The 26510-nt window shown below is 39.2% G+C and carries 23 protein-coding genes, 1 other RNA gene and 1 other annotated feature; of the genes, 20 read left to right on the forward strand and 4 right to left on the reverse strand.

Annotated elements, in window-relative coordinates; genetic code table 11:
* Both tgt and yajC read left to right on the forward strand, forming a co-directional pair.
* A partial coding sequence (gene tgt / locus AC1DRF_RS00865) for a tRNA guanosine(34) transglycosylase Tgt (protein WP_477740243.1) occupies positions 1-1077 on the forward strand: 1077 nt, incomplete at its 5' end.
* A 72-nt stretch (positions 1078-1149) separates the two neighbouring features.
* On the forward strand, positions 1150-1413 hold the full coding sequence (gene yajC / locus AC1DRF_RS00870) for a preprotein translocase subunit YajC (protein WP_043976131.1): 264 nt from the start codon (positions 1150-1152) through the stop codon (positions 1411-1413).
* A gap of 36 nt (positions 1414-1449) precedes the next feature.
* Here yajC and AC1DRF_RS00875 read toward each other — a convergent pair whose 3' ends face one another.
* A complete protein-coding gene (locus tag AC1DRF_RS00875) occupies positions 1450-1833 on the reverse strand; it encodes a TIGR04086 family membrane protein (RefSeq protein ID WP_013085105.1) in 384 nt (127 codons plus the stop codon).
* A gap of 146 nt (positions 1834-1979) precedes the next feature.
* On the opposite strand from AC1DRF_RS00875, the gene AC1DRF_RS00880 reads away from it, so the two are divergent.
* Positions 1980-2633 carry a DUF421 domain-containing protein gene (locus AC1DRF_RS00880; RefSeq protein ID WP_405105263.1) on the forward strand — a complete coding sequence of 218 codons (654 nt, stop codon included), beginning with the start codon at positions 1980-1982 and terminating at the stop codon, positions 2631-2633.
* 20 nt (positions 2634-2653) lie between these two features.
* Here the strand turns inward: AC1DRF_RS00880 and spoVB are convergent, their stop codons facing one another.
* Positions 2654-4264 carry a stage V sporulation protein B gene (spoVB, locus tag AC1DRF_RS00885; protein WP_477740244.1) on the reverse strand — a complete coding sequence of 537 codons (1611 nt, stop codon included), beginning with the start codon at positions 4262-4264 and terminating at the stop codon, positions 2654-2656.
* A gap of 64 nt (positions 4265-4328) precedes the next feature.
* Here spoVB and AC1DRF_RS00890 point away from each other — a divergent pair, with 64 nt between their 5' ends.
* The 6 genes from AC1DRF_RS00890 (at position 4329) to dtd (ending at position 12870) form a co-directional block, all read left to right on the forward strand.
* Positions 4329-4622 (forward strand): post-transcriptional regulator, encoded by a 294-nt coding sequence (locus AC1DRF_RS00890; RefSeq protein ID WP_025750585.1) that lies wholly within the window; start codon positions 4329-4331, stop codon positions 4620-4622.
* Between the two features lie 137 nt (positions 4623-4759).
* Positions 4760-6997, forward strand: a complete 2238-nt coding sequence (gene secDF, locus AC1DRF_RS00895; protein WP_427075317.1) for a protein translocase subunit SecDF — start codon at positions 4760-4762, stop codon at positions 6995-6997.
* A gap of 141 nt (positions 6998-7138) precedes the next feature.
* Positions 7139-9481, forward strand: coding sequence for a single-stranded-DNA-specific exonuclease RecJ (recJ, locus tag AC1DRF_RS00900; RefSeq protein WP_427075316.1), 2343 nt, complete (start codon positions 7139-7141; stop codon positions 9479-9481).
* Positions 9482-9496: 15 nt separating this feature from the next.
* A complete protein-coding gene (locus tag AC1DRF_RS00905; protein ID WP_013059309.1) occupies positions 9497-10009 on the forward strand; it encodes an adenine phosphoribosyltransferase in 513 nt (170 codons plus the stop codon).
* 185 nt (positions 10010-10194) lie between these two features.
* Positions 10195-12393, forward strand: a complete 2199-nt coding sequence (locus AC1DRF_RS00910; RefSeq protein ID WP_013059308.1) for a RelA/SpoT family protein — start codon at positions 10195-10197, stop codon at positions 12391-12393.
* Positions 12394-12408: 15 nt separating this feature from the next.
* Positions 12409-12870, forward strand: a complete 462-nt coding sequence (gene dtd, locus AC1DRF_RS00915) for a D-aminoacyl-tRNA deacylase (RefSeq protein WP_043976137.1) — start codon at positions 12409-12411, stop codon at positions 12868-12870.
* On the opposite strand, the gene AC1DRF_RS00920 is transcribed toward dtd, so the two are convergent.
* Positions 12861-13763, reverse strand: coding sequence for an N-acetylmuramoyl-L-alanine amidase family protein (locus AC1DRF_RS00920; protein WP_097824625.1), 903 nt, complete (start codon positions 13761-13763; stop codon positions 12861-12863). The genes dtd and AC1DRF_RS00920 overlap by 10 nt on opposite strands.
* Before the next feature lie 148 nt (positions 13764-13911).
* Between AC1DRF_RS00920 and AC1DRF_RS00925 the strand changes: the two genes are divergently transcribed.
* The 8 genes from AC1DRF_RS00925 to pstA all read left to right on the forward strand — a co-directional run bounded on the left by AC1DRF_RS00925 (position 13912) and on the right by pstA (position 22009).
* Positions 13912-14088: a hypothetical protein gene (locus tag AC1DRF_RS00925; RefSeq protein ID WP_013059305.1), complete on the forward strand. Its 177-nt coding sequence runs from the start codon at positions 13912-13914 to the stop codon at positions 14086-14088.
* An 87-nt stretch (positions 14089-14175) separates the two neighbouring features.
* Positions 14176-14408: a binding site (T-box leader), on the forward strand.
* Positions 14409-14476: 68 nt separating this feature from the next.
* Positions 14477-15745 carry a histidine--tRNA ligase gene (hisS, locus tag AC1DRF_RS00930; RefSeq protein ID WP_028410586.1) on the forward strand — a complete coding sequence of 423 codons (1269 nt, stop codon included), beginning with the start codon at positions 14477-14479 and terminating at the stop codon, positions 15743-15745.
* Between the two features lie 12 nt (positions 15746-15757).
* Complete coding sequence (gene aspS, locus AC1DRF_RS00935) at positions 15758-17536, forward strand: aspartate--tRNA ligase (RefSeq protein ID WP_427075315.1); 1779 nt, start codon at positions 15758-15760, stop codon at positions 17534-17536.
* A 119-nt stretch (positions 17537-17655) separates the two neighbouring features.
* Positions 17656-17837: non-coding RNA, 6S RNA (ssrS, locus tag AC1DRF_RS00940), on the forward strand.
* 162 nt (positions 17838-17999) lie between these two features.
* Positions 18000-18764, forward strand: a complete 765-nt coding sequence (locus AC1DRF_RS00945; protein WP_043976145.1) for a tRNA threonylcarbamoyladenosine dehydratase — start codon at positions 18000-18002, stop codon at positions 18762-18764.
* Between the two features lie 422 nt (positions 18765-19186).
* The gene (locus AC1DRF_RS00950; protein ID WP_427075314.1) at positions 19187-20071 is read left to right on the forward strand and encodes a phosphate ABC transporter substrate-binding protein PstS family protein; all 885 of its coding nucleotides are present in this window, start codon (positions 19187-19189) and stop codon (positions 20069-20071) included.
* A gap of 124 nt (positions 20072-20195) precedes the next feature.
* Positions 20196-21083 (forward strand): phosphate ABC transporter permease subunit PstC, encoded by an 888-nt coding sequence (pstC, locus tag AC1DRF_RS00955; protein WP_013059300.1) that lies wholly within the window; start codon positions 20196-20198, stop codon positions 21081-21083.
* Complete coding sequence (gene pstA / locus AC1DRF_RS00960) at positions 21080-22009, forward strand: phosphate ABC transporter permease PstA (protein WP_427075313.1); 930 nt, start codon at positions 21080-21082, stop codon at positions 22007-22009. The genes pstC and pstA overlap by 4 nt, the downstream gene beginning before the upstream one ends.
* A gap of 46 nt (positions 22010-22055) precedes the next feature.
* On the opposite strand, the gene AC1DRF_RS00965 is transcribed toward pstA, so the two are convergent.
* Positions 22056-23333: a replication-associated recombination protein A gene (locus AC1DRF_RS00965; RefSeq protein WP_013085092.1), complete on the reverse strand. Its 1278-nt coding sequence runs from the start codon at positions 23331-23333 to the stop codon at positions 22056-22058.
* A 226-nt stretch (positions 23334-23559) separates the two neighbouring features.
* Between AC1DRF_RS00965 and cymR the strand changes: the two genes are divergently transcribed.
* The 3 genes from cymR to mnmA all read left to right on the forward strand — a co-directional run bounded on the left by cymR (position 23560) and on the right by mnmA (position 26361).
* Positions 23560-23976 (forward strand): cysteine metabolism transcriptional regulator CymR, encoded by a 417-nt coding sequence (gene cymR, locus AC1DRF_RS00970; protein WP_013059297.1) that lies wholly within the window; start codon positions 23560-23562, stop codon positions 23974-23976.
* A gap of 23 nt (positions 23977-23999) precedes the next feature.
* Complete coding sequence (locus AC1DRF_RS00975) at positions 24000-25142, forward strand: cysteine desulfurase family protein (RefSeq protein WP_025750574.1); 1143 nt, start codon at positions 24000-24002, stop codon at positions 25140-25142.
* Positions 25143-25248: 106 nt separating this feature from the next.
* Positions 25249-26361 carry a tRNA 2-thiouridine(34) synthase MnmA gene (gene mnmA, locus AC1DRF_RS00980; protein WP_427075312.1) on the forward strand — a complete coding sequence of 371 codons (1113 nt, stop codon included), beginning with the start codon at positions 25249-25251 and terminating at the stop codon, positions 26359-26361.
* Positions 26362-26510: the final 149 nt, after the last annotated feature.

Consider the following 26510-nt stretch of genomic DNA (forward strand, 5'->3'; position numbering starts at 1 on the left):
GTCCATAYGCCTCACGGCTCATTTGAAACACCTATTTTTATGCCAGTAGGCACATTAGCTACAGTAAAAACAATGTCTCCGGAAGATTTAAAAGCAATGGGAGCAGGCATTATTTTAAGTAATACGTATCATTTATGGCTTCGTCCTGGTCATGAAATTGTTGAAAAAGCGGGAGGCCTTCATAAATTTATGAACTGGGATCGTCCCATCTTAACGGATTCAGGCGGCTTCCAAGTTTTTAGCTTAAGTGATTTGCGCCGTATTGAAGAAGAAGGCGTCCATTTCCGCAACCATTTGAATGGAGACAAGCTTTTCTTATCTCCAGAAAAAGCGATGGACATTCAAAATGCGCTTGGGTCTGATATTATGATGGCATTTGATGAATGCCCACCTTATCCAGCAGAATATGACTACTTAAAACGTTCAGTTGAACGCACAAGCCGCTGGGCAGAGCGATGCCTTGAGGCTCACAGCCGCCCTCAAGACCAAGGTCTTTTTGGAATTGTTCAAGGCGGAGAGTTTGAAGATTTACGCCGTCAAAGTGCAGCTGATTTAGTTTCAATGGACTTCCCAGGTTATGCTGTGGGAGGGCTGTCAGTTGGAGAACCAAAAGATGTGATGAATCGTGTGCTTGAGTTTACGACGCCATACTTACCAACCGATAAACCACGTTATTTAATGGGAGTAGGATCACCTGACTCGTTAATTGATGGAGCGATTCGCGGGATCGATATGTTTGATTGCGTATTACCAACGCGTATTGCACGTAACGGAACGCTTATGACAAGCGAAGGTCGTCTTGTTGTTAAAAATGCAAAATATGCAGAAGACTTCGGTCCGATTGATCCAAACTGTGACTGCTACACGTGTCAAAATTATTCAAGAGCGTATATTCGCCACTTAATTCGTTGTAATGAAACGTTTGGAATTCGTTTAACATCTTACCATAACTTATATTTTCTGCTAAACTTAATGGAGCAAGTCCGTGAAGCCATTCGCGAAGACCGACTTGGCGATTTCCGTGATGAGTTCTTTGAAAAATATGGGTTTAACGGTCCAGACGCAAAGAATTTCTAGGTCACTACAGGAATTTTCATCAAATTTATGAATGAGTACCTGTTGATAATATAAATAAAAGGAGGAGTTTTCATGGGAGTTTTACAAAATATTTGGCCATTACTTTTAATGTTTGTCATTTTCTATTTCTTGTTAATCCGTCCACAGCAAAAACGTCAAAAAAACGTACAGCAAATGCAATCAACACTTAAAAAAGGTGATAAGGTTGTTACAATTGGCGGTATGCACGGTTTGGTAGACGCAATTGATGAGTCACAAGTTGTGGTTCGCAGCACTGACGGTTCAAAATTAACGTTTGACCGCAATGCTATTCGTGAAGTAAGAAGCGTAGATTAATAAAAAAAACGTCACGTACATGTACGTGACGTTTTTTTATGCTTCTCGTGAACCGGCAATGTTTACGCCAACAATTCCCCCTAGAATAGCGACTCCAATAAATCCAGCGTGAAATAAGAGCTGCTGTGCAGAAAACAGGTGACTATAGCCGAGAAATTGTAGTAAAAACATTAAAAAAGAATAAGAAACACCAGTGGCTCCTCCAACGAGAAGTCCTTTTGAACCGTTTCGTCCTCCCGCGATAAATCCTCCGATAAACAGTGTAATAAATGAGAGAATAAGTAAAAATAAACGGACCGACTGTTCTTCAAGCGATGTAAACTTTAAAATAAGCGAAAAGATAATGCTAATCGCTAAAGCCATCACTAAGATTGTTGCTACTCCTGCAAATACAGCGTTGCTCATTCGTTTTGCACCCAACTTGTTTCCCCCTCATGAAATAAAAAGATAGGTGAACCCTTAGTACGAGCATATTCGGGATGACTTCAAAATAGACGCATAAAAGTAAGGCTATTTTAAAATAAATGGTACAAACTACAAGGGAATACATAAAGGAGGTCTTTGCAGTGGAACTATTGATTATGGTTGCGCGAACCGTGCTTTTATACGTAGTAGTTTTAATTATTTTTCGCGTCATGGGTAAAAGGGAAATAGGAGAGCTGAGCATTTTGGATTTAGTTGTCTTTATTATGATTGCTGAAATGGCAGTAATGGCTATTGAAAACCCAAAAGATCCTTTGCTGTATTCAATTCTTCCGATGTTAACGCTTCTTATTATTCAAATCGGMTTAGCTATATGGTCTCTTAAAAGCAATCGAATGCGAAATTTTATTGATGGCAAACCTAGTATTATCATTGAAAACGGAAAAATAAACGAACATGAAATGAAAAGGCAGCGATATAACTTCAATGACTTGCTMGTGCAGCTGCGTGATAAAAATATAAAAAATGTAGCTGATGTTGAATTTGCTATTTTAGAATCTTCAGGAAGGCTATCCGTGTTTGAGAAAGATCAGCAATCAGGTGAAAAAGGCAATTTGAATTTGCCTTTTATCATTGACGGCATTATTCAAGAAGAGCATCTGCTGCATGAACATAAAACGACGGAATGGTTAAGGACAGAGCTGGAAAAGCGAGGGTATTCAAACTTAGATAAGATTTCATATTGCAGCTACGACAACGGAAAATTTTTTATAGATTTGGTAGATGTGAAACAATAAAACGCGGATTGCTCCGCGTTTTATTTTCGTTTAAAATAGCGTAAAACAGAAAAACGGTTTAATTCTTCTTTTGTTATCAGTCTAAAAAGCAGCAAAAACAGTACGTATACAACGCTTGTAAGTGCAATCGATAAAACGGTTCGTAAGCTCAAAGGGATGGAAGTGAAAAGGTTCATATAAGCGAAGTGTCCGGTAAAACCTGATATTCCCATTACAGAAAAACTGCGAAGATACTCAAACACATGAATCTTATACGTGACTTTTTTCATGACGGTAGACAGGTGTAAAAGAGTGACAAGCATCATTCCCACAACAATTGCAAGACCAGCTCCCATAATGCCTAGGTTTGGCTGAGTTGCGAGTAAGAAGATAAGAGATGTTTTGACCGCTGCTCCTATAAAACTGTTAATCATGGCGGCTTTTGCAAGGTCTAGCGCCTGCAGAACAGCTTGAAGCGGCCCTTGAAAGTAATAAAAGATAAAAAAAGGCGCCATGACTTTGACAAAAATAGCAGCTTTGTCAGAACCATACATCAATTCCATTACCGGATTAGCAAATACATAAAGAACAACAACGGCCAGCCCGCCTGTTACAAACGACAAGCGGAGAGCTTGATGAAGCCGATATTCGATTTGCTTCATTTGATTCTGTGCAAGAGATTCACTGATTGCGGGAACCAAAGACGTGGATAGAGACACCGTTACAAAAGAAGGCAGCATCAGGAGAGGGAGTGCAAAGCCTGTTAATTCTCCGTACTGCTTCGTTGCTACAGCTGTCGCTACTCCTGCAATTGCTAAACTTTGAGCTACTACAATCGGTTCTAAAAACCAAGAAATTGACCCAATCATGCGGCTTCCTGTCGTGGGAAGAGCAATTCGCATTAAGTCAAAGAACGTATCTTTGCCCGCATGTAAAGAAGCAAAAAATTTTCGTCTTACCGTTATTTTCTTCTTTCGCTTGAACATAAATATCATATAAAACAGTGAAGCTAGTTCTCCAAATACGGAAGATAGCATAGCACCAGCCGCAGCGTACTCAATTCCATAGGGCAAAAATGCTTTTGTACATACGGCAATTAACGTAATGCGCACCACTTGTTCGATAATTTGAGAATAAGCAGCAGGCTTCATTTGCTGCTTTCCTTGAAAATATCCGCGGATGACAGACGAGACGGCGATGATTGGAATAACTGGAATAATCGCAAGCAGCGGATAGATCGTACGTGAATCTGTAAAGAAGGTTTTTGCTACAACGGGAGCGAATAATATTAGTCCGAGCGTAAATAAAACGCTCAGCGTACACGTAATACTTAAAGAGACGACAAGTATTTTTTTTATTTTATGCCTGTCACCTAAAGCTTCTGCTTCTGCCACTAACTTGGATATGGCAACCGGTAGCCCAAGCTGTGTTAAGGTGATTACTAATACCAGCGTGGGGACCGCCATCATATAAAGTCCCACACCTTCGTCTCCAATCATTCGAGCCACCACAATTCGATTGACAAACCCGAGTACACGTGTAATTAAGCCAGCAATTATTAAAATAATAGTTCCCTGTAAAAATTTAGACATATACTCACTGCTTTCTTGAGGTTTATACAGTGAATATATGCGTCCCCGGTGTCCAAGCATGACAAGTATTCCTCATACGAGAAAGAAATTTTACGCGAAATGTCAAACAGAAAGGAGGATCGATATGACACATCCATTTATTTCAGCTTCGAAAGAACTTATACAGCCTGTCTTATCCAGCAAAATGGAAGAATTTCATATGCTTGGATATGAAGAAGTAACGGAGAACGATTTATTGAGTTATTTAGAAATGAAAAAATGGAAAAAAGAAAAGGAGCTATCTCTCCATCAAGTGGTAAATGATATTTTATCTGTTAAGATCACGCAGGTGATGAGCTATGTAACAATTGAATCTTATAAATCTGATATGTTCTCAAGTGTTAATAATGGAGAAGACTGGAAAGAATTATTAAAGTAGAGTTTGTAAAATACATGTATTAAAATTTGATAAGGTCTTTATTTGACAGACATTAGGTTATGAATGATAATTAGATTGGTCATTTATCTATTGTTATCATTTCATGTTTTTTACATAAGAAGGAGGATTTTCTGTCGATGGTTAAAAGAGGACGTATCGTTGCCTTTTTCCTCTTAGTACTGCTTGTGTTTAGTACAATCGGAACAACGATGACTGGAATTACAAAAGATATTAAACTTGGCCTCGACCTTCAAGGTGGATTTGAAATTTTATATAAAGTCAGTCCAGCTAAAAAAGGCGATGTCATTGACAAAAAGGCACTTAACAGCACGGTTGAAGCGCTGCGTCAACGTGTCGATGTACTGGGAGTTAGTGAGCCTAGCATTCAAATTGAAGGAAATGACCGTATCCGCGTTCAGCTAGCTGGTGTCACGAATCAAAAGCAAGCCAGGGATCTGTTATCAACTCAAGCAAACTTAACGTTCCGTGACGTGAACGATAAGGTGTTGATGGATGGTACAGACTTAGCGCAAGGCGGAGCAAAGCAATCGTTTGACCAAAGTAATCAGCCTAGCGTCTCACTAAAGTTAAAAAATGCGAAAAAATTTGAAAAGATCACGCGAGAGCTTTCTCAAAAACCAGCACCTAACAATTTAATTGTCATTTGGCTGGACTATGAAGAAGGAAAAGACTCGTACCAAAAAGAAGCKACAAAACAAAATCCGAAGTATCTATCTGCAGCCTCTGTTAGCAGCGTGTTAACACAGCCAGATGTTGAGATTTCAGGTGGAAACTTCACAGTGAAAAGTGCAACACAGCTGGCGGAATTACTAAACGCCGGGTCGCTGCCGGTTAAATTGGATGAGCTATACTCTACATCCGTTGGAGCACAGTTTGGAGAAGAAGCTCTTCACACGACTATATTAGCGGGTATTATCGGCATCGGAATTATCTTCCTTTACATGCTGTTTTTCTACCGTTTACCGGGGCTTATTGCTATTATTACACTCAGTTTCTATATCTACTTGAACTTAGTTGTATTTGACTTGATGCACGTGGTTATGACGCTTCCAGGTATCGCGGCTCTTATTCTCGGCGTAGGTATGGCAGTAGATGCGAATATCATTACCTACGAGCGGATTAAAGATGAACTGAAAACAGGAAGGTCTGTTATATCTGCATACCGGGCAGGAAATCGTCGCTCTCTTGCGACCATTTTTGATGCCAATATTACAACGATGCTAGCGGCTCTTGTATTGTTCTTTTATGGTCAAAGTTCAGTAAAAGGATTTGCTACAACGTTAATGATCGGGATTGTACTAAGCTTTATTACGGCCGTATACGGTACGCGGTTATTAATGAGTCTTTTAGTAAATAGCCGCTGGTTTGATAAAAAAACAGGCTACTTTGGCGTAAAGAAAGAACAAATTCACGACCTAAGTAAAGACGACGGCACAACCGTTTTGCCTACAGCATGGGATAAACTTGATTTTGTTAAATACCGTAAAGCATTCTTCACGTTCTCAAGCGTCCTTGTTATTATCGGTATTATCTCGGTTGTTGTGTTCAGATTGAACCTTGGTATTGACTTTACGAGCGGAACTCGTATAGAGATTCCAGCAAATCATACCGTTACACAGTCTGAGATACAGCGTGAAATGAAGTCCATTAATATCAAAACGGATGACGTAGTCATTACAGGAAAAGGTAATGACACGGGTGTCGTACGTGTAGTTGGGGTCTTGAATAAAAAAGAAATTGCCAATTTAAAAGATCATTTTAAAGATAAATATGGTTCTGAACCAAATGTAAGCACCGTTTCGCCGACGGTTGGAAAAGAACTGGCGAAAAATGCAATGATGGCAATTGCCATTGCTTCAATTGGAATTATTATCTATGTAACGATACGGTTTGAGTTTTACATGGCACTTGCAGCCGTGCTTGCCCTGTTGCATGATGCGTTCTTTATCGTTACGGTCTTCAGCTTAACGAAGTTAGAGGTTGATTTAACGTTTATTGCTGCTGTCTTGACGATTGTTGGTTACTCAATTAACGATACGATCGTTACGTTTGACCGCATTCGTGAAAATATGCAGAAATTTAAATCCAAAACGTTTGACGACTTAGCGTTTATCGTAAATCTAAGTTTGCGTGAAACGTTTACTCGTTCGATGAATACCGTGTTAACAGTTGTGATTGCAGTTGTAGCACTTCTTCTATTCGGAAGTGAATCGATTCAAAACTTCTCAATTGCTCTGTTAGTAGGTTTAATTCTTGGTGCATATTCATCTGTGTTTATTGCTGCTCAGCTATGGCTTGTGTGGAAAGGAAAACAGTTGAAGCGTGAGGAACAAAAAGAAGTAGAAAGCAAGTAATTCAAAAACGTGCGAAGTATTCGCACGTTTTTTTTGTGCGTGAAAATTCAAGACGTACTGTCAGAAAAATGTGCTTATTTTCTTTCGTTGCTCCATTTCATCCACTCTAGTATAATAATGTGGGTTAAGGGGTGAAGAGACATGTTACAGTCAAAAAAACGTTGGAATGTTCAAGAATGTGATGAACAACTTGTTAATGAATTTGTAGAAAACCTCAATATTACACCTCTAGTAGCTTCGTTATTACTTAATAGAGGCATGACAACAGTAGAAGCGGCGCGTGAGTTTTTACACGTTGATGCACAAACGTTCCACGATCCGTTTTTGTTGCACGATATGGACAAAGCAGTAGCTCGTATTCAGCAAGCAATTGATCATAATGAAAAAATTATGATCTATGGAGATTACGATGCTGACGGCGTCAGCAGCACTTCTGTTATGTTAACTGCTTTACAGCAGCTTGGAGCTGATGTTGATTTTTATATTCCTAATCGCTTTACAGAAGGTTATGGGCCGAATAAGGCGGCATTTGATAAAATAAACGCGGGCGGCTATCAGCTGGTGATTACGGTAGACACAGGTATTTCGGCAGTCGAAGAAACTGCGTATGCACGTGAATTAAATTTTGATTTAATTATTACCGATCACCACGAGCCGGGGCCAGTTTTACCGGATGCTTATGCAATTATTCATCCAAAGCTGCCGGAAAGTACATATCCATTTAAAGAACTGGCAGGTGTAGGGGTGGCTTTTAAACTCGCTCATGCGCTGTTAGGGGAGCTTCCGGAACATTTGTTAGAACTAGCAGTAATTGGGACAATTGCTGACTTAGTTCCTTTAGTGGACGAAAACCGCTTAATTGCTCGCAAAGGTCTTGATTATCTCAAGCTCACGAAGCGCACCGGAATTGAAGCGCTGCTGAGCGTATGTGGAGTAAAACGTGAAGAAATTAATGAGGATACAATTGGATTTGCGATGGCTCCTCGCATTAATGCAGTAGGACGTCTTCAAGATGCCGATCCAGCTGTTCATTTGCTTATGACGACAAATGCTGAAGAGGCAAAAGGTTTAGCTAAAGAAATTGATGCGTTAAACAAGGAAAGGCAGCAAATCGTAAACGATATTACAGAAGAAGCCGTTGAATTTGTTGAGAGTATGTATCCTCCGGGTGAAAACAGCGTTCTTATTGTAGAGGGAGAAGGATGGAATGCAGGCGTTGTTGGAATTGTCGCTTCTAGGCTCGTAGAAAAATTCTACAGACCAACAATTGTACTAAGTATTGACTCTGAAAACCGTATTGCCAAGGGTTCAGCAAGAAGTATCGAAGGTTTTGACTTATTCGCGAACTTATCTAAGTGCCGTGACATTTTGCCACATTTTGGAGGGCACCCAATGGCAGCCGGCATGACATTAAACAGCGATGATGTAGAAGAGCTGCGCAGACGTCTTAATGAACAAGCAAGCAACGTGTTAACCAAACAGGATTTTATTCCAATTACATCAGTTGATACAGTATGCACAACAGAGGAAATTACGCTGGAAAACATTGAACAAATGAGTGCGCTTGCTCCATTTGGTATGCATAACCCGAAGCCAAAAGTTCTCATTAAAGATGTTCATACAACATCTATGCGGAAAATTGGTGCTAATAAAAATCATTTAAAACTCGTATTTGAAGACAGCGGTGTATCGGTTGATGCAGTAGGATTTGGGTTAGGCTATATATTAGATGAAGTATCTCCTATAGCTAAAGTATCATTAGTAGGTGAACTATCTATTAATGAGTGGAATAATATGCGCAAGCCGCAGCTGATGGTGGAAGATATTTCTGTAGATGAATGGCAGATGTTTGATTATCGCAGTGCAGTTGATGTCAAACGTTTCTTTCAGCAGGTATTTACGGATCAAATGAAAGTTGTTGCTTTCCACGCTTCAACAATTGATAAATACAAGTCGTTGCTGCCGATGGAGCATGTTGTTCTTATTCAAGATGAAGAACAGGCAAAAGCATGTATGTTTGCAGGGGAACAAATCGTTTTATTAGATTTGCCTCCTTCACAGAAATGGCTTGAATGTTTGTTTGTCCAAGGTATCCCTTCTAGACTATACGCTATTTTCTTAACGGAAGAAGACCATTATTTTGATACAATCCCAACTCGCGATCATTTTAAATGGTTTTACGGCTTTTTAGCGAAAAAGGGTCCATTTGATTTAAAACGCTACAAAGAAGATTTAGCGATTCATAAGGGCTGGTCAAAAGAAACGATTGATTTTATGGCAAAGGTGTTTTTTGAGTTAGAATTTGTTACAATAAACAATGGCTTAATTTCGTTAGTGAAAAATTCTGCGAAACGTGATTTAATAGAATCTGCGACTTATCGCCAAAAGCAGCAGCAGATTGAAATAGAAAAAAACTTTATTTATACGTCATATGTACAGCTTAAAAATCAATTTCAAGATATTTTTAAGCGTTCGATTGAATGAGGAGGCAACATTAGAATGAATTTTAAAGATTATATTACAATTGTACCTGACTGGCCAAAACCAGGTATTACATTTAAAGATATCTCAACATTAATGGACAATGGTGATGCATACCGTGCCGCAACGGATGAGATTGTAAAATATGCGAATGATAAACAAGTTGATATTATCGTAGGACCGGAAGCTCGCGGATTTATCGTTGGTTGTCCAGTAGCATATGCGTTAGGTATCGGTTTTGCACCTGTTCGTAAAGAAGGAAAATTACCGCGTGAAGTAATCAAAGTAGATTACGGTTTAGAATACGGTAAAGACGTATTAACGATTCACAAAGATGCAATTAAGCCAGGTCAGCGCGTGTTGATTACAGATGATTTATTAGCAACAGGCGGTACAATTGAAGCGACAATTAAGCTTGTCGAAGAATTAGGCGGAATTGTTGTTGGAGCTGCGTTCTTAATTGAACTTTCTTACCTTGATGGCCGTGACAAACTAGACGGTTATGATGTATTCACATTAATGACGTATTAAGAAGAACGATCACATAAAGAAGAGTACCTGATACAGGTGCTCTTTTTTCGTTAAAAAACGTTAATACGTAAAATGGAAATGATGTAAATTTGATAAATTAAACGCAAAGGCTTTACATCCTTGGATTTTTTCAAGATAATAGTTACAATATGAATTAAAAATGCTAGTTGATAAAAGGTGATTTCATGGCAAATGAGCAAGTCCTAACAGCGGAACAGGTCATTGACAATACGAAGCGATATTTAAATGAAGAAGATGTGGCTTTTGTACAAAAAGCATATGATTTTGCAAAAGAAGCTCACAAAGAACAATATCGCAAGTCGGGTGAACCATATATTATCCACCCGATTCAAGTCGCAGGAATTTTAGTTGATCTAGATATGGATCCAGCAACAATTGCAGCTGGATTTCTACATGATGTGGTTGAAGATACAGAGATAACACTAAAAGATTTAGAAAAAGCTTTTAATGAAGAAGTAGCAATGTTAGTAGACGGCGTAACAAAACTGGGAAAAATTAAATATAAGTCTAAAGAAGAGCAGCAGGCTGAAAATCACCGCAAGATGTTTGTAGCAATGGCTCAAGATATTCGAGTCATACTGATCAAACTTGCGGATCGTCTTCATAACATGCGTACGCTAAAGCATTTACCGCAGGAAAAACAGCGACGCATTTCAAATGAAACGCTTGAAATTTTTGCTCCTCTTGCTCATCGTCTTGGTATTTCAAAAATTAAGTGGGAGCTTGAAGATACAGCTTTACGTTACTTAAATCCTCAGCAATATTATCGCATTGTAAATTTGATGAAGAAAAAGCGTGCGGAACGCGAGCAGTATTTGGCTGAAGTTATTGATGAAGTTCGAGAGCAAGTAGATGAAGTGTCGATTAAAGTTGAAATTTCAGGACGTCCAAAACATATTTATTCCATCTATCGTAAAATGGCACTGCAAAACAAGCAGTTTAATGAAATTTACGATTTACTAGCTGTGCGCATTATTGTAAATAGCATTAAAGATTGCTATGCGGTGTTAGGAATTATTCACACGTGCTGGAAGCCAATGCCGGGACGTTTCAAAGATTATATTGCAATGCCAAAACAAAATATGTACCAGTCTCTTCATACGACGGTTATCGGACCAAAAGGTGATCCGTTAGAAGTTCAAATTCGAACGTTTGACATGCACCAAATTGCTGAGTATGGAATTGCTGCTCACTGGGCTTACAAAGAAGGAAAAACAGCTGAGCATGCTTCATTTGAAGAAAAGTTGACGTGGTTCAGAGAAATTTTAGAATTTCAAAATGACGCAAACGATGCAGAAGAATTTATGGAATCTCTAAAAGTTGATTTGTTTTCTGACATGGTTTACATTTTTACGCCAAAAGGCGACGTCATTGAGCTTCCTTCGGGTTCTGTTCCAATTGATTTTTCCTATCGTATTCATTCTGAAATCGGAAATAAAACCATTGGAGCAAAAGTCAACGGCAAGATGGTTACGCTTGATTACCGTTTGAAAACGGGGGACATTATCGAAATTTTGACGTCTAAGCATTCGTATGGTCCAAGCAAGGACTGGTTAAAGCTTGCTCAAACGTCTCAAGCCAAAAATAAAATTCGCCAATTCTTTAAAAAGCAAAGCCGCGATGAAAATATTGAAAAAGGCAAAGAGCTGGTTGAAAAAGAAATTCGTCAAATGGAGTTTGACTTAAAAGAAGTATTAACAGCTGATAATATCAAACGAGTAGCGGAGAAGTTTAATTTCTCAAACGAAGATGATATGTATGCAGCTATTGGGTATAACGGATTAACTGCGGCTCAAGTAGCTAATCGTTTAACCGAGAAGTGGAGAAAGCAGCGTGATCAAGAACAAGAGATCCAAATTGATGATATTGCACGCGACACTGCGGCCAAGCGTGTTCGCCAGCATAAACGAAAAGATTCCGGGGTTATCGTACCGGGTGTAGAGAACATGCTGATTCGCTTGTCTAAATGCTGTAATCCAGTTCCTGGAGATGAGATTGTTGGTTTTATTACAAAGGGGCGAGGAGTATCTGTTCATAGAGCAGATTGTTTAAACGTTCACACAGATGATGCTGAAAGCCGCCTTATTCCTGTAGAGTGGGAAACACATATTAAAGAAGGCAAAGAGTTTAACGTGGAAATTGAAATTTCCGGATACGACCGCAGAGGCTTACTAAATGAAGTTCTGCAGGTTGTAAACGAGACTAAAACGAATATTTCAGCCGTTTCAGGAAAATCGGACCGAAACAAAATGGCTACGATTCATATGTCAATTTCTATTCATAACATCAGTCACCTTCATAAAGTGGTTGAGCGCATTAAGCAGCTTCGAGACATTTATTCAGTTCGCCGAATTATGCATTAAGAAAGGTAGTTATACATGAGAGTAGTCGTACAAAGAGCAAAGAATGCAAAAGTAACTGTTGCAGGAGAGACGGTCGGTGAGATTAAGCATGGATATATGCTTTTAGTGGGCATTACCCATGACGATACTGAAGCTGATGCAGAGTATGTAGCAGATAAAATTGTGAATTTGCGAGTGTTTGATGATGAGTCTGGCAAAATGAATTTGTCGCTTCTAGATGTAGAAGGAGAAATTTTATCGGTATCTCAATTTACGCTGTACGGAGATTGCCGAAAAGGCAGAAGACCAAACTTTATGGGAGCTGCTAGGCCAGATCATGCTGTAACGCTTTACAACTATTTTAATAAAGTATTATCAGAAAAAAATGTTCGAGTAGAGACCGGCGCATTTGGTGAAATGATGGACGTATCATTTACAAATGACGGACCGGTCACACTTATTGTAGAAAGCAAAGAAAAAACGCAGACTCACAGATGAGCCTGCGTTTTTTCTTTGCTTTGAAAGTAGTGATTTAATCCTTCAGCGATAGCGGACGTAATCATTTGCTGATAACTGATGGAATTAATATACGTTTCTTCCCTTTCGTTGCTTAAAAAGCCCAGTTCAATTAATGTACTCGGACGTGTATTTTCGCGAAGAACATAATAGTTTCCAAAACGTTCTCCTTTGTCTTTCAATTTTGCATGATTAATAAGGGACTGATGAATAGAATGTGTGAGTGGACTGTCCTGATGCTGATGGTAATAATACGTCATAAGGCCAGTTAGCTGTGAGCTGTTCGTACTGTTGTAGTGAATGCTTATAAAAGCATCTGCTTTAGTCGATTGCAGCGTGCGCTGTGAAAGTAGAAGGTACTCATCATGGGTGCGGGTTAAAATGACGTGTGCGCCTTCTTTTTGAAGTTTGTTTTGTAAAATAAGTGCTGTTCGGAGAGTGAGGTCTTTTTCATATGTGCCCTGTGTGCCGATGGCTCCTTTGTCTTTTCCACCATGGCCTGCATCAATAATAATTGTTTTGCCCTTTAGGTGCCGCAAGCTTTTACTCAGCGTATAGACAGGCTGACGCTGTGCTACCTGCATGCTAGGTTGAACGCTGCGAAGCGCTACGGTTTTCGTGAATTTTTTAAACACCCAGCCTTGAATACCCGAACTTTCTACATAATACCAATCTCCTTGACGGTCTGAAACGGATAGTCTTGTATTCTTCGTCAATTTATTTGTAATTGAAAATGAACGTCCTGGACCGCTCCGTACATGAAGAGAGTCAGCTGTTACAATAATGGGTTGATGCACCGGTACATTTGGGCGCTCAAATGAGGAAGAGCACAGTAATAAAAGGATACTTGCAGCCAAAACAGATACAGACTTCATGTTTAGATGGCGAATAGATAGACCTCCTTTTTATAACAAAATAGAGTATTCGATGAAAATAAAAAAAATCCTTTCTCTTATGTAAAAACATCTTTTTTGGGCAATGCTAATAAAAGGATAAGTAAGTGTAGGCAGGGAGGAAGAAACGATGAAGTTTAGTGAAAAAGGTGAACAATCATTTCAGCAGGTAAATCCGGTATTTGGCATTCATTTTCATGATTTTATTGACAGAGAAAGTGAAGCTTCATCCCTTGAATTGGCTTCTGAATTTGGTTTAACGCTTCGAGATATTCAGAAACTAAGAAAACAATTAGACCGCTCTTAACATGAAAGGTGCTTGACAACTGCTCATTTCATTCGTAATATAGAAAGCAATTGCTAAATTAAAATGAATGTATAACATTTTTATATTGATAAGCCAAAGATCGAGAAAAGTAGTAAAGATGACACATGGCTAGAGAGGAAATGTCTTAGGCTGAAAGCATTTCTACATGATGACTTTATGAAAGAACACTCAGGAGGCTTCACTCTGAAAAGGGAAACTTAGTAGGAGATGAACGTGTTCGTGCGTTAACGAAATGAGTGGAAACATGTCATATGTTTCAATTAGGGTGGTACCACGTGAGATTAACTCTCGTCCCTACTATGGAAAAATAGTAGAGGCGAGAGTTTTTTTGTATTGTAAATTTTAAAAATAGGAGGCATATCACGTTATGTCAGTTCAAATACCTAGAGGCACACAAGATATTTTACCGGGCAAAGTAGAATATTGGCAGTTTGTTGAACAGCGAGCAAGAGAGATCTGCCGTGCGTTCAACTACCAAGAAATTCGTACACCAATGTTTGAACACACTGAATTATTTTTGCGCGGAGTGGGAGAAACAACAGATATCGTGCAAAAAGAAATGTACACATTTAAAGATCGAGGTGACCGCAGCTTAACGCTTCGCCCAGAAGGAACAGCTGCAGTTGGACGATCATTTGTTTCAAATAAAATGTTTGGAAATCCAACGCAGCCAACCAAGCTGTTTTATATTGGCCCTATGTTTCGCTATGAACGACCTCAAGCGGGACGTTTCCGTCAATTCGTTCAGTTTGGCGTAGAAGCATTAGGAGTAAATGATCCAGCTATTGATGCTGAAGTTCTTGCCCTGTTAATGAGCTTTTACCAATCGCTTGGATTAAAAAAATTAAAGTTGGTTGTTAACAGTTTAGGAGATACAGAAAGTCGTCAAGCTCACCGTCAAGCGCTTATCGACCACTTTGCACCTCGCATTGGAGAGTTTTGCAGCGACTGCCAAAGCAGATTGGAGAAAAATCCTCTTCGTATTTTAGACTGTAAAAAAGATCGTGACCATGAACTGATGGCTACAGCGCCGTCTATTCTTGATTATTTAAACGACTATTCAAAAGAATATTTTGAAAAAGTACAGCAGTACTTAACCGATTTAGACATTGACTATGTTGTAGATCCGACGCTGGTACGCGGGTTAGATTATTATAATCACACAGCATTTGAACTAATGAGTGAAGCAGAAGGATTTGGCGCCATTACAACTCTTTGTGGCGGAGGCCGTTATAATGGGCTGATTCAAGAAATCGGCGGACCTGAAACACCGGGTATCGGATTCGCTTTAAGTATCGAACGCTTATTATCTGCATTGGAAGCAGAAGGAATTGAGCTTCCGGTAGAAACAGGCGTAGATTGCTATGTAGTAACCATGGGCGATGAAGCAAAAGAAAAATCCGTTTCAATTGTAAATACGCTTCGACGCGCAGGCTTTGTAGCCGATAAAGATTATCAAGATAAAAAAATGAAAGCTCAGTTCAAAGCAGCTGATCGTGTACAAGCAAAATTTGTTGTTGTTCTAGGTGAAGATGAGCTAGCAAAACAAGTTGTAAACGTAAAGAATATGGAATCTGGCGAACAGCAAGAAGTATCAATTGATCAATTGGTCAGCTATTTGCAAGAACAAGTATAAGGGGGAACCATGATGACAAAACGTTCATACTACTGTGGAGATGTAACAGAACAAGCAACTGGCGAAACAGTTCTATTAAAAGGATGGGTTCAAAAACGCCGTGATTTAGGGGGATTAATCTTTATTGATTTACGCGACCGCGGCGGAGTTGTACAGGTTGTATTTAATCCTGAAAAATCTGCTGAAGCGCTAAAAATTGCTGAAGATGTACGTAATGAATTCGTACTGGAAGTGCAAGGAACTGTTGTAGCTCGTGAAGAGGGAACCGTTAACTCGAACTTAAAAACAGGTAAAATTGAAGTTCACGCTGAGCAGATTACGGTATTAAACAAAGCCAAAACACCTCCTTTTGCCATTGCAGATCAAACGGAAGTATCAGAAGATGTTCGATTAAAATATCGTTATTTAGACCTTCGACGTTCTGAGATGTTTAACACGCTTAAAATGCGCAATGACATTACAAAAACAATTCGTGACTTCTTGGATCAAAATGACTTTTTAGATGTTGAAACACCTATTTTAACGAAAAGTACGCCAGAAGGCGCACGTGATTATCTTGTGCCAAGCCGCGTGCACGAAGGGGAATTTTATGCTCTTCCTCAATCACCGCAAATCTTTAAGCAGCTGCTAATGGTAAGCGGAGTTGAGCGTTATTATCAAATCGCTCGCTGCTTCCGCGATGAAGACTTGCGTGCAGATCGTCAGCCTGAATTTACTCAAATCGATATTGAAACATCATTTTTATCTCAAGAGGACATCATGACAATGACGGAAGAAATGATGTCTAAAGTAATGAAGCGAGTAAAAGATTTAGATATAACGACGCCTTTCCCGCGCATGTCATATGATGAAGCGATGAGTCGCTACGGTTCAGATAAGCCGGATACACGTTTTGAAATGGAGCTAGTCAACTTATCAGAGCTTGTGAAAGACTGCGGGTTCAAAGTATTTAGCGCAGCAGTTGAAAACGGCGGAGAAGTAAAAGCAATTAACATGAAAGGTGGCGCTTCTAGCTATTCACGTAAAGATATCGATGCTCTAACAGAGTTCGTGAAAATTTACGGTGCTAAAGGGTTAGCATGGCTGAAAGTTGAAGCTGACGGCTTAAAAGGACCGATCGCAAAATTCTTCAATGAAGATGAGCAAAAGCAATTTGCTGAAGCTCTTCAAACGGAAGAAGGAGATTTACTTTTATTTGTAGCTGATAAAAAGTCAGTTGTAGCAGATGCACTTGGCGCTCTTCGTCTAAAGCTTGCAAAAGAACAAGGAATTATTGATGAAACGAAATTTAACTTCCTATGGGTAACAGATTGGCCTCTTCTTGAGCATGATGAAGAAGACAACCGTTACTACGCGGCTCATCATCCATTCACAATGCCAGTTCGTGAAGATTTACCAATGTTAGAAAGCGATCCTGGACAAGTCCGTGCACAAGCATATGACTTAGTATTGAATGGTTACGAACTTGGCGGAGGATCTTTACGTATTTACGAGCGTGATATTCAAGAAAAAATGTTTAAAACGCTTGGATTTACATTAGAAGAAGCATATGAGCAGTTCGGTTTCTTACTTGAAGCATTTGAATACGGTACTCCTCCTCACGGCGGAATTGCATTAGGTCTTGATCGTTTGGTTATGCTTCTAGCAGGACGCACAAACTTACGTGATACAATTGCCTTCCCTAAAACAGCAAGTGCAAGTTGTCTATTAACAAACGCACCTGGTGAAGTAAGTGAAGCACAATTAGACGAGCTGCATTTGCAGGTGAAAAAGCAAAAAACAGAAGCGTAATCGATTGAACCATCTGTTAAGTCGAGCCTGTCACTGGAACGTGACAGGCTCGATTTTTTTTGTTTTACTTATTAATTGCAAAGTGATTTTTTCTGTGATAAGATACTTTCAAGAACTAAATAGTCCTGATGTGTTCGTCCTTAATCCAGTTTTGACCGAACAATTTTTTGCTTGGGAGCTCGGAGTTTTTAACGAGCGTACATGCCTCATCTCGAGGACTTACAATGGTTAAAGCAGAGCACCCACCTGCCGAGAGCGGGTTCAAAACGAAGGCACTCGAGACGGCACGATCGGGACTAGCATACATATAAAAAATCCTCTATGTAATTATTTGCATAGAGTTTTTTTATGGATAAATAACGAATGCTCATGTTCGTTTTGCTAAAAATATGATATAGTCAATTTCGTTGTTTATTTGAATTAATCATACACGTTGGTGTATTTAATAGAGGAGTGTTTTAACATGTTGCATCAGTTTTCGCGTAATGAACTGGCGATAGGAAAAGAAGGGCTAGCTACTTTAAAAGGCAGCACAGTTGCTATTTTAGGGATAGGAGGAGTAGGGTCGTTTTCTGCTGAGGCTTTGGCTCGGTCAGGAGTAGGGCGTTTAATTCTTGTAGATAAAGACGATGTTGATATTACAAACGTAAATCGTCAAATTCACGCGCTGCTTTCTACGGTAGGTCAGCCCAAGACAGAATTAATGAAACAGCGTATTTTGGATATTAACCCAGAATGTGACGTCGTTTCTCTTCAAATGTTTTATACGGAAGAAACGTATGAAGAGTTCTTTAGTTACAAACCGGACTTCGTAGTGGATGCATCCGATACGATTTCGTATAAAATTCATTTAATGAAAGAATGTTTAAAACGTGATATTCCGATTATTTCAAGTATGGGTGCTGCGAATAAAATGGATCCAACACGTTTCAAAATTGCAGACATTTCAAAGACACATACAGATCCGATTGCAAAAGTGGTTCGTACTCGTCTGCGTAAAGAAGGAATTCGCAAAGGAATTAACGTCGTTTTTTCTGATGAACGTCCAATCGTTATTCGCGAAGAAGTTCGCAAAGAAGTAGGAAACGATCAAGCGCAAATTCGCAAAGCGAAAATGCCTCCATCTTCTAATGCTTTTGTTCCATCTGTAGCAGGATTAATTATGGGCGGCCATGTTATCAATGAATTATTAAGTGATATTAAGATCCGCCGCGTAGGTGATGAATAAAAAGAAGGCTATCGCAGCCTTCTTTTTTTTATGGAAATATCTGTTCTATTTATGCTTTGGATGGAATCTTCTGTTTGATATGTATAAAAAGTACTAATAAATTGAAAAATATGGCTTGATGGTGAATTTACACTGTATTAAAAAAAGAGATTTATGTAAATTTATTTAACGCTTTATTTACATAAAATTTACGTTTTGGCTTTCTTTCTTTTATATCTTCTACAGCAATATTCAGAAAGTCTTATGTATCAAGGGTTTTGATAGAAATAAGAAAAAATAAACCCCAAATAAGTAAGTTTACAGTAACTTAAAATTCACTTCATATAAAGACAACAATCTACTCGTATAATGTGTCTTGTACCTGTTGTTCGAGTACAAAGGACTAGTACTAATTACACATATATTTATTGGAGGGTAATGTAATGAAAACAAAGGGTTTTAAAGTAACATTAGCAGCTTTTTTAATGGTAGGAGCACTAGCAGCATGTGGTAAAGACGGAGCAAGCAACGACAGTGGTTCGGGCAGCAAAGAAGAAGTTTCAGGTACGTTAACAGCGGCGGGATCTACAGCTTTACAACCACTTGCAGAAGAAGCAGCCAATGGAATTACTGAAAAATATCCAAACCTTTCAGTAACGGTACAAGGTGGAGGTAGTGGAACGGGTGTTAACCAAGTAGCATCAGGAGCAGTTGACATTGGAAACTCTGACGTTCCAGCAGCCGATAAAATCGAAGATAAATCAAAAGCAGATAAACTTGTCGATACGAAAGTAGCGGGCATTGGGTTCGCACTTGTTGTAAATAAAGATGTAAAAGTAGAATCGTTAACAAAAGAGCAAATTCAAAAGGTTTTCTCTGGTGAAATTAAAAACTGGAAAGAAGTTGGCGGAAACGACGAGAAAATTAACGTAATCAACCGTCCAGCATCATCTGGTACACGTGCTACATTCGAGAAAACATTAATGGGTGACGCAAAAGTAAATGACAGCGTTGGTACAGCTCAAGATTCAAACGGAGCGGTTGAGCAATCAGTAAACTCAACGCCAGGAGCAGTAAGTTACCTTGCTATGTCGTATTTAATTGGCGATAAAAAAGAAAGTTTAAAAATGCTTAATATTGATGGTGTAGAGCCAACAACAGAAAACATTGTTTCTAAAAAATATCCGTTTTGGTCTTATGAGTACATGATTACAAACGGTGAGCCAAAAGATGGTGCAAAAGAGTACATTGACTACGTAGCTGGTAAAGACTTTGCTAAGCAAGTAAAAGATATGGGATATATCCCAATGACTGAGTTCAAAAAATAAGAGTGTTTTTAAAAAGAATAGGGCTGACTAACACAGTCAGTCTTATTCTATTTGAATGTTAATAAAGTATATAGCGAATAAAAAGAAAAGCGAATATATACTGAATATGTAAGGAGACAGAGCGATGAAGGGGAAAAAATCCATTAATTATGTAAAAAGCGAATACATTGGCCGTACGCTTTCTACATTTTGCGGTATTTTAATTGTACTTGTTACGTTAGCTATTATCGTATTTATTTGTGAAAAAGGCATACAGTCATTTTTACAAAGTAATATATCAATCGGTGAAATGTTGACTTCAACAAAATGGAGTCCAAACAATAAAGAATACGGTGCACTTGTGTTTATTCTAGGTTCCATGCTTGTATCAATCGGAGCCGTTATTATAAGTGCTCCAATTGGAATTGCTATCGCCATTTTTAACAACTATATTTCGCCTAAATTTGGTTCAACGGTTTTACGACCCGTTTTAGAACTTTTAGTAGGAGTTCCTTCAGTGGTATACGGTCTTTTAGGGGTTACAATTTTAGTGCCGCTTCTTCGCGATAATTTCGGCGGAGTGGGCTTTAGTTTGATTGCCGGAATTATTGTCTTAAGCGTCATGATTCTTCCGACAATTGCAAGTATTGCTGACGATGCAATTCGAAGCGTAGCACCTGAATATTTAGAAGCTTCTTATGGACTAGGTTCAACAAGATGGCAGGCAATTAGCCGAGTCATTATTCCATCTGCTAAAACAGGTATTTTAACAGGTATCGTGTTAGGGCTTGCCCGCGCATTCGGAGAAGCGCTAGCTGTTCAAATGGTTATCGGAAACACGGTTAAGCTTCCTGAAAGCTTATATAGCCCAACGGCAACATTAACAGGTATTTTAACAATGGATATGTCTAATACGTTAAACGGAACGGCATGGAATAACGCACTGTGGACGTTAGCCATGATTTTACTGCTTATTTCTTTCGTGTTCATTTTAATTATCCGAGCAATTGGGAAACGAGGTGCTCATCAATGAGAAACAAAAATGCACGCACAGTAAATAATATATGGACAGGTATTTTTTATGGCATTGCCGCTCTAGTTGTGTTGCTATTAGTGTATTTAGTTGTTGAAATTATCGCTAAAGGTTGGGGATTTTGGGATCCGAACTTTTTATTTGGAAAGCCAAGCAATACGATGGCAGGAGGCGGTATCGGACCCCAACTGTTTAACTCGTTCTACATGCTTGTTTTAACGCTGATCATTTCTATTCCTCTTGGTTTAGGAGCCGGAATTTACTTAGCGGAGTACGCGAAGCAAGGTCGTTTCTTAAATTTCGTCCGCTTATGTATCGAAACAATGGCGTCATTACCGTCCATTGTAGTTGGTTTATTTGGATTATTAATTTTTGTCACATTTTCAGGCTGGGGCTATACGCTTATCGGCGGAGCACTTGTGATTACAATTTTAAATTTACCGGGTTTAACACGCGTATGTGAAAGTGCGATTGCATCTGTTCCTGCGAGTGTAAAAGAAGCCAGTTTAGGGTTGGGTGCGACTAAATGGCAAACAATTGTCAAAGTCGTCATTCCATCAGCGATTCAACAAATTATCACAGGCGTTATTTTAACAGCGGGACGAATCTTTGGAGAGGCAGCTGCGTTGATTTATACGGCTGGCTTAACAACGCCGATGTTAAATTCAAATGCTGACTTAATGAGTCCTGTAAACCCGTTTAATATTTTTCGACCAGCAGAGACGCTTGCCGTTCACATTTGGAAATTAAACTCTGAAGGAATCGTACCTGATGCAAGATTGATTGCAACAAAGTCAGCTGCTATTTTAATCATTATGGTTCTGTTGTTTAACATAATCGCTCGTTTAGTCGCTAAACTTTTAGATAGCTACTTTAAAGGTTCAACAAAAACGAAAAAACGCAAAGACGTTAAAAGTGCAGCTTAATAGATAAAGACAAAAAAGAAAATGGCTTTGAAACTGAGCAACAGTTTCAGCCATTTTCTTTTTTTAATGTCTCTAAACGATTGAAAACTTTTGAAAAGTATTTTTCTTGTCCATTTTGTTTAGGGTGAAAATATTGTTTGTTTTTGATGCGATCCGGTAAATACTGTTGAAGGACCCATCCGTTATCAAAATCATGCGGGTATTGATATTCAACGCCTCGGCCAAGGTTCTCTGCTCCTTTGTAATGAGCATCCTTCAAATGAGGGGGAACGTCGCCGGAAAGCCCTTTTTTAATATCGCTTATCGCTTCATCTAATGCTTTGTAAGCAGCGTTGGACTTCGGTGATAGACAAAGCTCAATAACGGCGTTTGCAAGCGGGATACGTGCTTCTGGGAGTCCTAATCGCTCAGTTGCTTGAATAGCTGCGAGAGTTCTCATGCCGGCATCCGGATCAGCTAGTCCAATGTCTTCATAGGCAATGACTAAAAGGCGACGATTGATGCTGATCAAGTCTCCTGCTTCAATTAGCCGTCCCAAATAATGAAGAGCGGCATTTACGTCGCTGCCGCGAATCGATTTTTGAAAAGCCGATAATACATCATAGTGAGCGTCACCATTTTTATCATGTGAAAAATATTTTTGCTGCAGACATTCTTCTGCCGTTTGTAAGGTGATAACGATTTTACCATCGCTTTCACCTGTTGATAAAACAGCCAGTTCCAGAGCATTCAAAGCCGAGCGCACGTCACCGTTACAGCTGTTGGCAAAGTGGTTCATGGCGTCATCTTCTACGATGATTTTTCTATCCCCAAATCCGTTTGATGAGTCGTTGAGCGCCCTTGTTAGCGCCATTTTGATATCATCTGGCGTAAGAGATTTTAATTCGAAGATTTGGCATCTGCTTCGAATAGCAGGATTAATTGCGTGATAAGGATTGCTTGTTGTCGCTCCGATTAGAATGATCATGCCGTTTTCTAAGTAAGGAAGCAAAAAGTCTTGCTTAGCTTTGTCAAGGCGATGAACTTCATCTAACAGGAGAATTACTTTGCCTGACATTTTGGCTTCTTCGGCGACAATTTCCATATCCTTTTTATTGTTTACAACGGCATTCAACTGACGAAACGCCGTGTTGGTTGTTTTTGCAATAGCCGTGGCAATTGTTGTTTTTCCAACGCCTGGAGGTCCATATAAAATCATCGAGCTTAAGTGATTTGCTTTTACCATTCGATAAATCATTTTATCTTTGCCAACTAAATGCTGCTGTCCGATAACGTCATCTAAATGAGTCGGACGCATTCGAAATGCGAGAGGTTTTGTAGCCATGTTTTTCTCCTTTCTTTTCTTTCACTGTATCACAAGCGGTGAATAGGTGGTGGAAATTTATCTTATAGGCATAGTATGTTATAATATCAACAGTTACATTTGCAAGAAATGCATATAGAGAAGTTCATATAGCTTAGTAAAAAACGACTCATCACAGCATTCAGTGACAACGTGAGGGTCTTATTTTTTTCATAAATAAAAAAAGTGTATTGAAGGAGTGTATCGTATGAAAATTTCAACAAAAGGACGCTACGGTTTAACGATTATGATTGAGCTTGCTAAGCGCTTTGGCGAAGGTCCTATCTCGCTTAAAACTATTGCTCAAACGCATGACTTATCTGAACATTATTTAGAGCAGCTTATTTCACCGCTGCGTAACGCTGGGCTTGTAAAAAGCGTGCGCGGAGCTTATGGAGGTTACATCTTAGCACATGAACCTGCTAACATTACTTCTGGTGATATTATTTCTGTTTTAGAAGGTCCTATTAGTCCTGTAGAAGGAATTGAAGATGAAGAGCCTGCAAAACGCGAGCTGTGGATTCGTATTCGAGATGCGGTTAAAGAAGTGCTAGATAGTACAACGCTTGAAGATTTAGCAAATCATTCTGATGATGATCAAGCGTCTTATATGTTTTATATTTAATAATGAGCTAGGAGGCGTTTATTTTGGAACGTATTTATGTTGATCATGCAGCAACGTCTCCAATACATCCAGCAGTCGTTGAGAAAATGACGACTTTTATGCATGAGTACTTTGGAAATCCGTCCAGTATTCATCACTACGGACGGGAAAGTCGACGCTATTTAGACGAAGCTCGCCAAACGATTGCAGCAAGTATTGGAGCACACGAAAATGAACTGATTTTTACAAGTGGTGGGACAGAAGCAGATAATATGGCACTGATCGGAGTAGCTCTTGCAAACCGCCATAAAGGAAATCATATTATTACCACGCAAATTGAACACCACGCTGTGCTTCATACGTGTGAATATTTAGAAACACAGGGCTTTGAAGTGACTTACTTACCAGTTAATGAGTACGGACAAGTATCTGTGGATGAAATAAAATCAGCCCTAACCGACCAAACAATTCTTGTGTCGGTGATGTTTGGAAATAATGAAGTAGGTGCTATTCAGCCAATTGGAGAAATTGGAGTTCTATTAAAAGAGCATGGAGCATATTTCCACACGGATGCAGTGCAAGCTTATGGATTAATTCCGTTAAATGTGCAACAATTAGGTGTCGATCTTTTATCCGTTTCTGCTCATAAAATTAACGGACCAAAAGGGATGGGCTTTTTATATGCAGCTGCTCACGTTTCACTGTCTCCTTTGCTATTTGGAGGAGAACAAGAGCGCAAACGACGAGCTGGAACTGAGAACATGACAAGTATTGTCGGGTTTGAAGAAGCTGTGAAAATTTCGCAACAAACGCTGCAAACACGTGCAGATGAATATAGAAGATACAAAGAAATAATGGTAGCTGTGTTGAAAGAAGAAGGTATTTCCTTTGAAATTAACGGACATCTTGAAAATTCTCTGCCACATGTGTTAAATTTATCATTTCCAAAAACAAATGTTGAATCGATGCTCGTAAATTTAGACTTAGCGGGAATTGCGGCATCGAGCGGTTCAGCTTGCACAGCGGGAGCAATCGATCCTTCTCATGTGCTTGTTGCTATGTTTGGAAAAGGGTCTGAACGTTTAACAACTTCTATTCGATTTAGCTTTGGCTTAGGAAACTCAGCTGAGCAAATTGAAAAAACCGCACGTCAAACAGCAAACATCGTTAAGCGACTAACGATGTAAATAGCAGCCATCAGTAGGGTCTTCATCCCTCACTGATGGTTTGTGTCGTTTCTTTCGCTTTTTAGCGAACAATTTAATTAAAATGAAGAAAACGGAGGTGGCGAAGTTGACAAAATCACCTAAAGATACACGTGTAGTAGTCGGAATGAGCGGAGGCGTTGATTCATCCGTAGCAGCTCTTTTATTAAAACAACAAGGATACGATGTGATCGGAATCTTTATGAAAAACTGGGACGATACGGATGAAAACGGCGTTTGTACTGCGACTGAAGATTATAACGATGTTATTCGCGTATGTAATCAAATTGGTATTCCCTACTATGCAGTCAACTTTGAAAAACAATATTGGGATAAAGTATTTACCTACTTTTTAGAGGAATATAAAGCAGGTCGTACACCGAATCCTGATGTAATGTGTAATAAAGAAATTAAATTCAAAGCCTTTTTAGAGCATGCAATGACGCTAGGAGCAGATTATCTAGCGACAGGACATTATGCACGCGTTGCGTACCGCGACGGGGAGTATAAAATGCTTAGAGGCGTAGATGGAAATAAAGATCAAACGTATTTTTTAAATCAATTAGGACAAGATCAGCTTTCAAAAGTAATGTTCCCGATTGGTGAAATTGAGAAATCAAAAGTGCGTGAAATTGCGAAAGAAGCAGGCCTTGCTACAGCAACGAAAAAAGACAGCACAGGTATTTGCTTTATCGGTGAACGCAACTTCAAAGAATTTTTAAGTCAGTATCTTCCTGCTCAGCCAGGTGTAATGCAAACGCTTGACGGCGAAGTAAAAGGCAAGCACGACGGTCTTATGTACTACACGATTGGTCAACGCCACGGTTTAGGTATTGGAGGCAGCGGTGAACCTTGGTTTGTAGTCGGAAAAGATTTAGAAAAAAATGTTTTATACGTCGATCAAGGCTTTCACAATGAGCTTCTTTATTCTACATCTCTTACAGCAACCAATGTCAGCTGGGTAAGCGAACGTGACTGGTCGTCACCAATGACGTGCACAGCAAAATTCCGCTATCGTCAAACTGATTCAGCAGTAACTGTTGAAAAAGTCGATGATAATACAATTAAGGTTATTTTTGCTGAACCTGTTCGCGCAATTACGCCAGGTCAAGCAGTTGTGTTTTACAAAGACGATGAATGTCTTGGCGGAGCAACAATTGACAAAGTATTTCAAGAAGAAGAGCAAATCTGGTACGTATAATTCATATAAGCAAGAACGAAAAACCTCGGCCGTATATAGCTGAGGTTTTTCTATGATATACTTTACTTATTGGGTAAACTAATAACTTACATATTGTAGATTTTCATGATGTGAAAATCTTTTAAATCATAACTAAAACAGTGGAGTGA

The sequence above is a fragment of the Priestia sp. P5_B4 genome, assembly GCF_056400385.1.

Coding starts and splice junctions, on each gene's coding strand:
- yajC (WP_043976131.1), top strand. CDS start 1,150: ATGGGAGTTTTACAAAATATTTGGCCATTACTTTTAATGTTTGTCATT.
- dtd (WP_043976137.1), top strand. CDS start 12,409: ATGAGAGTAGTCGTACAAAGAGCAAAGAATGCAAAAGTAACTGTTGCA.
- AC1DRF_RS00910 (WP_013059308.1), top strand. CDS start 10,195: ATGGCAAATGAGCAAGTCCTAACAGCGGAACAGGTCATTGACAATACG.
- cymR (WP_013059297.1), top strand. CDS start 23,560: ATGAAAATTTCAACAAAAGGACGCTACGGTTTAACGATTATGATTGAG.
- AC1DRF_RS00925 (WP_013059305.1), top strand. CDS start 13,912: ATGAAGTTTAGTGAAAAAGGTGAACAATCATTTCAGCAGGTAAATCCG.
- AC1DRF_RS00950 (WP_427075314.1), top strand. CDS start 19,187: ATGAAAACAAAGGGTTTTAAAGTAACATTAGCAGCTTTTTTAATGGTA.
- AC1DRF_RS00945 (WP_043976145.1), top strand. CDS start 18,000: ATGTTGCATCAGTTTTCGCGTAATGAACTGGCGATAGGAAAAGAAGGG.
- hisS (WP_028410586.1), top strand. CDS start 14,477: ATGTCAGTTCAAATACCTAGAGGCACACAAGATATTTTACCGGGCAAA.
- recJ (WP_427075316.1), top strand. CDS start 7,139: ATGTTACAGTCAAAAAAACGTTGGAATGTTCAAGAATGTGATGAACAA.
- AC1DRF_RS00920 (WP_097824625.1), bottom strand. CDS start 13,763: ATGAAGTCTGTATCTGTTTTGGCTGCAAGTATCCTTTTATTACTGTGC.
- AC1DRF_RS00905 (WP_013059309.1), top strand. CDS start 9,497: ATGAATTTTAAAGATTATATTACAATTGTACCTGACTGGCCAAAACCA.
- AC1DRF_RS00890 (WP_025750585.1), top strand. CDS start 4,329: ATGACACATCCATTTATTTCAGCTTCGAAAGAACTTATACAGCCTGTC.
- spoVB (WP_477740244.1), bottom strand. CDS start 4,264: ATGCTTGGACACCGGGGACGCATATATTCACTGTATAAACCTCAAGAA.
- pstA (WP_427075313.1), top strand. CDS start 21,080: ATGAGAAACAAAAATGCACGCACAGTAAATAATATATGGACAGGTATT.
- pstC (WP_013059300.1), top strand. CDS start 20,196: ATGAAGGGGAAAAAATCCATTAATTATGTAAAAAGCGAATACATTGGC.
- AC1DRF_RS00965 (WP_013085092.1), bottom strand. CDS start 23,333: ATGGCTACAAAACCTCTCGCATTTCGAATGCGTCCGACTCATTTAGAT.
- aspS (WP_427075315.1), top strand. CDS start 15,758: ATGACAAAACGTTCATACTACTGTGGAGATGTAACAGAACAAGCAACT.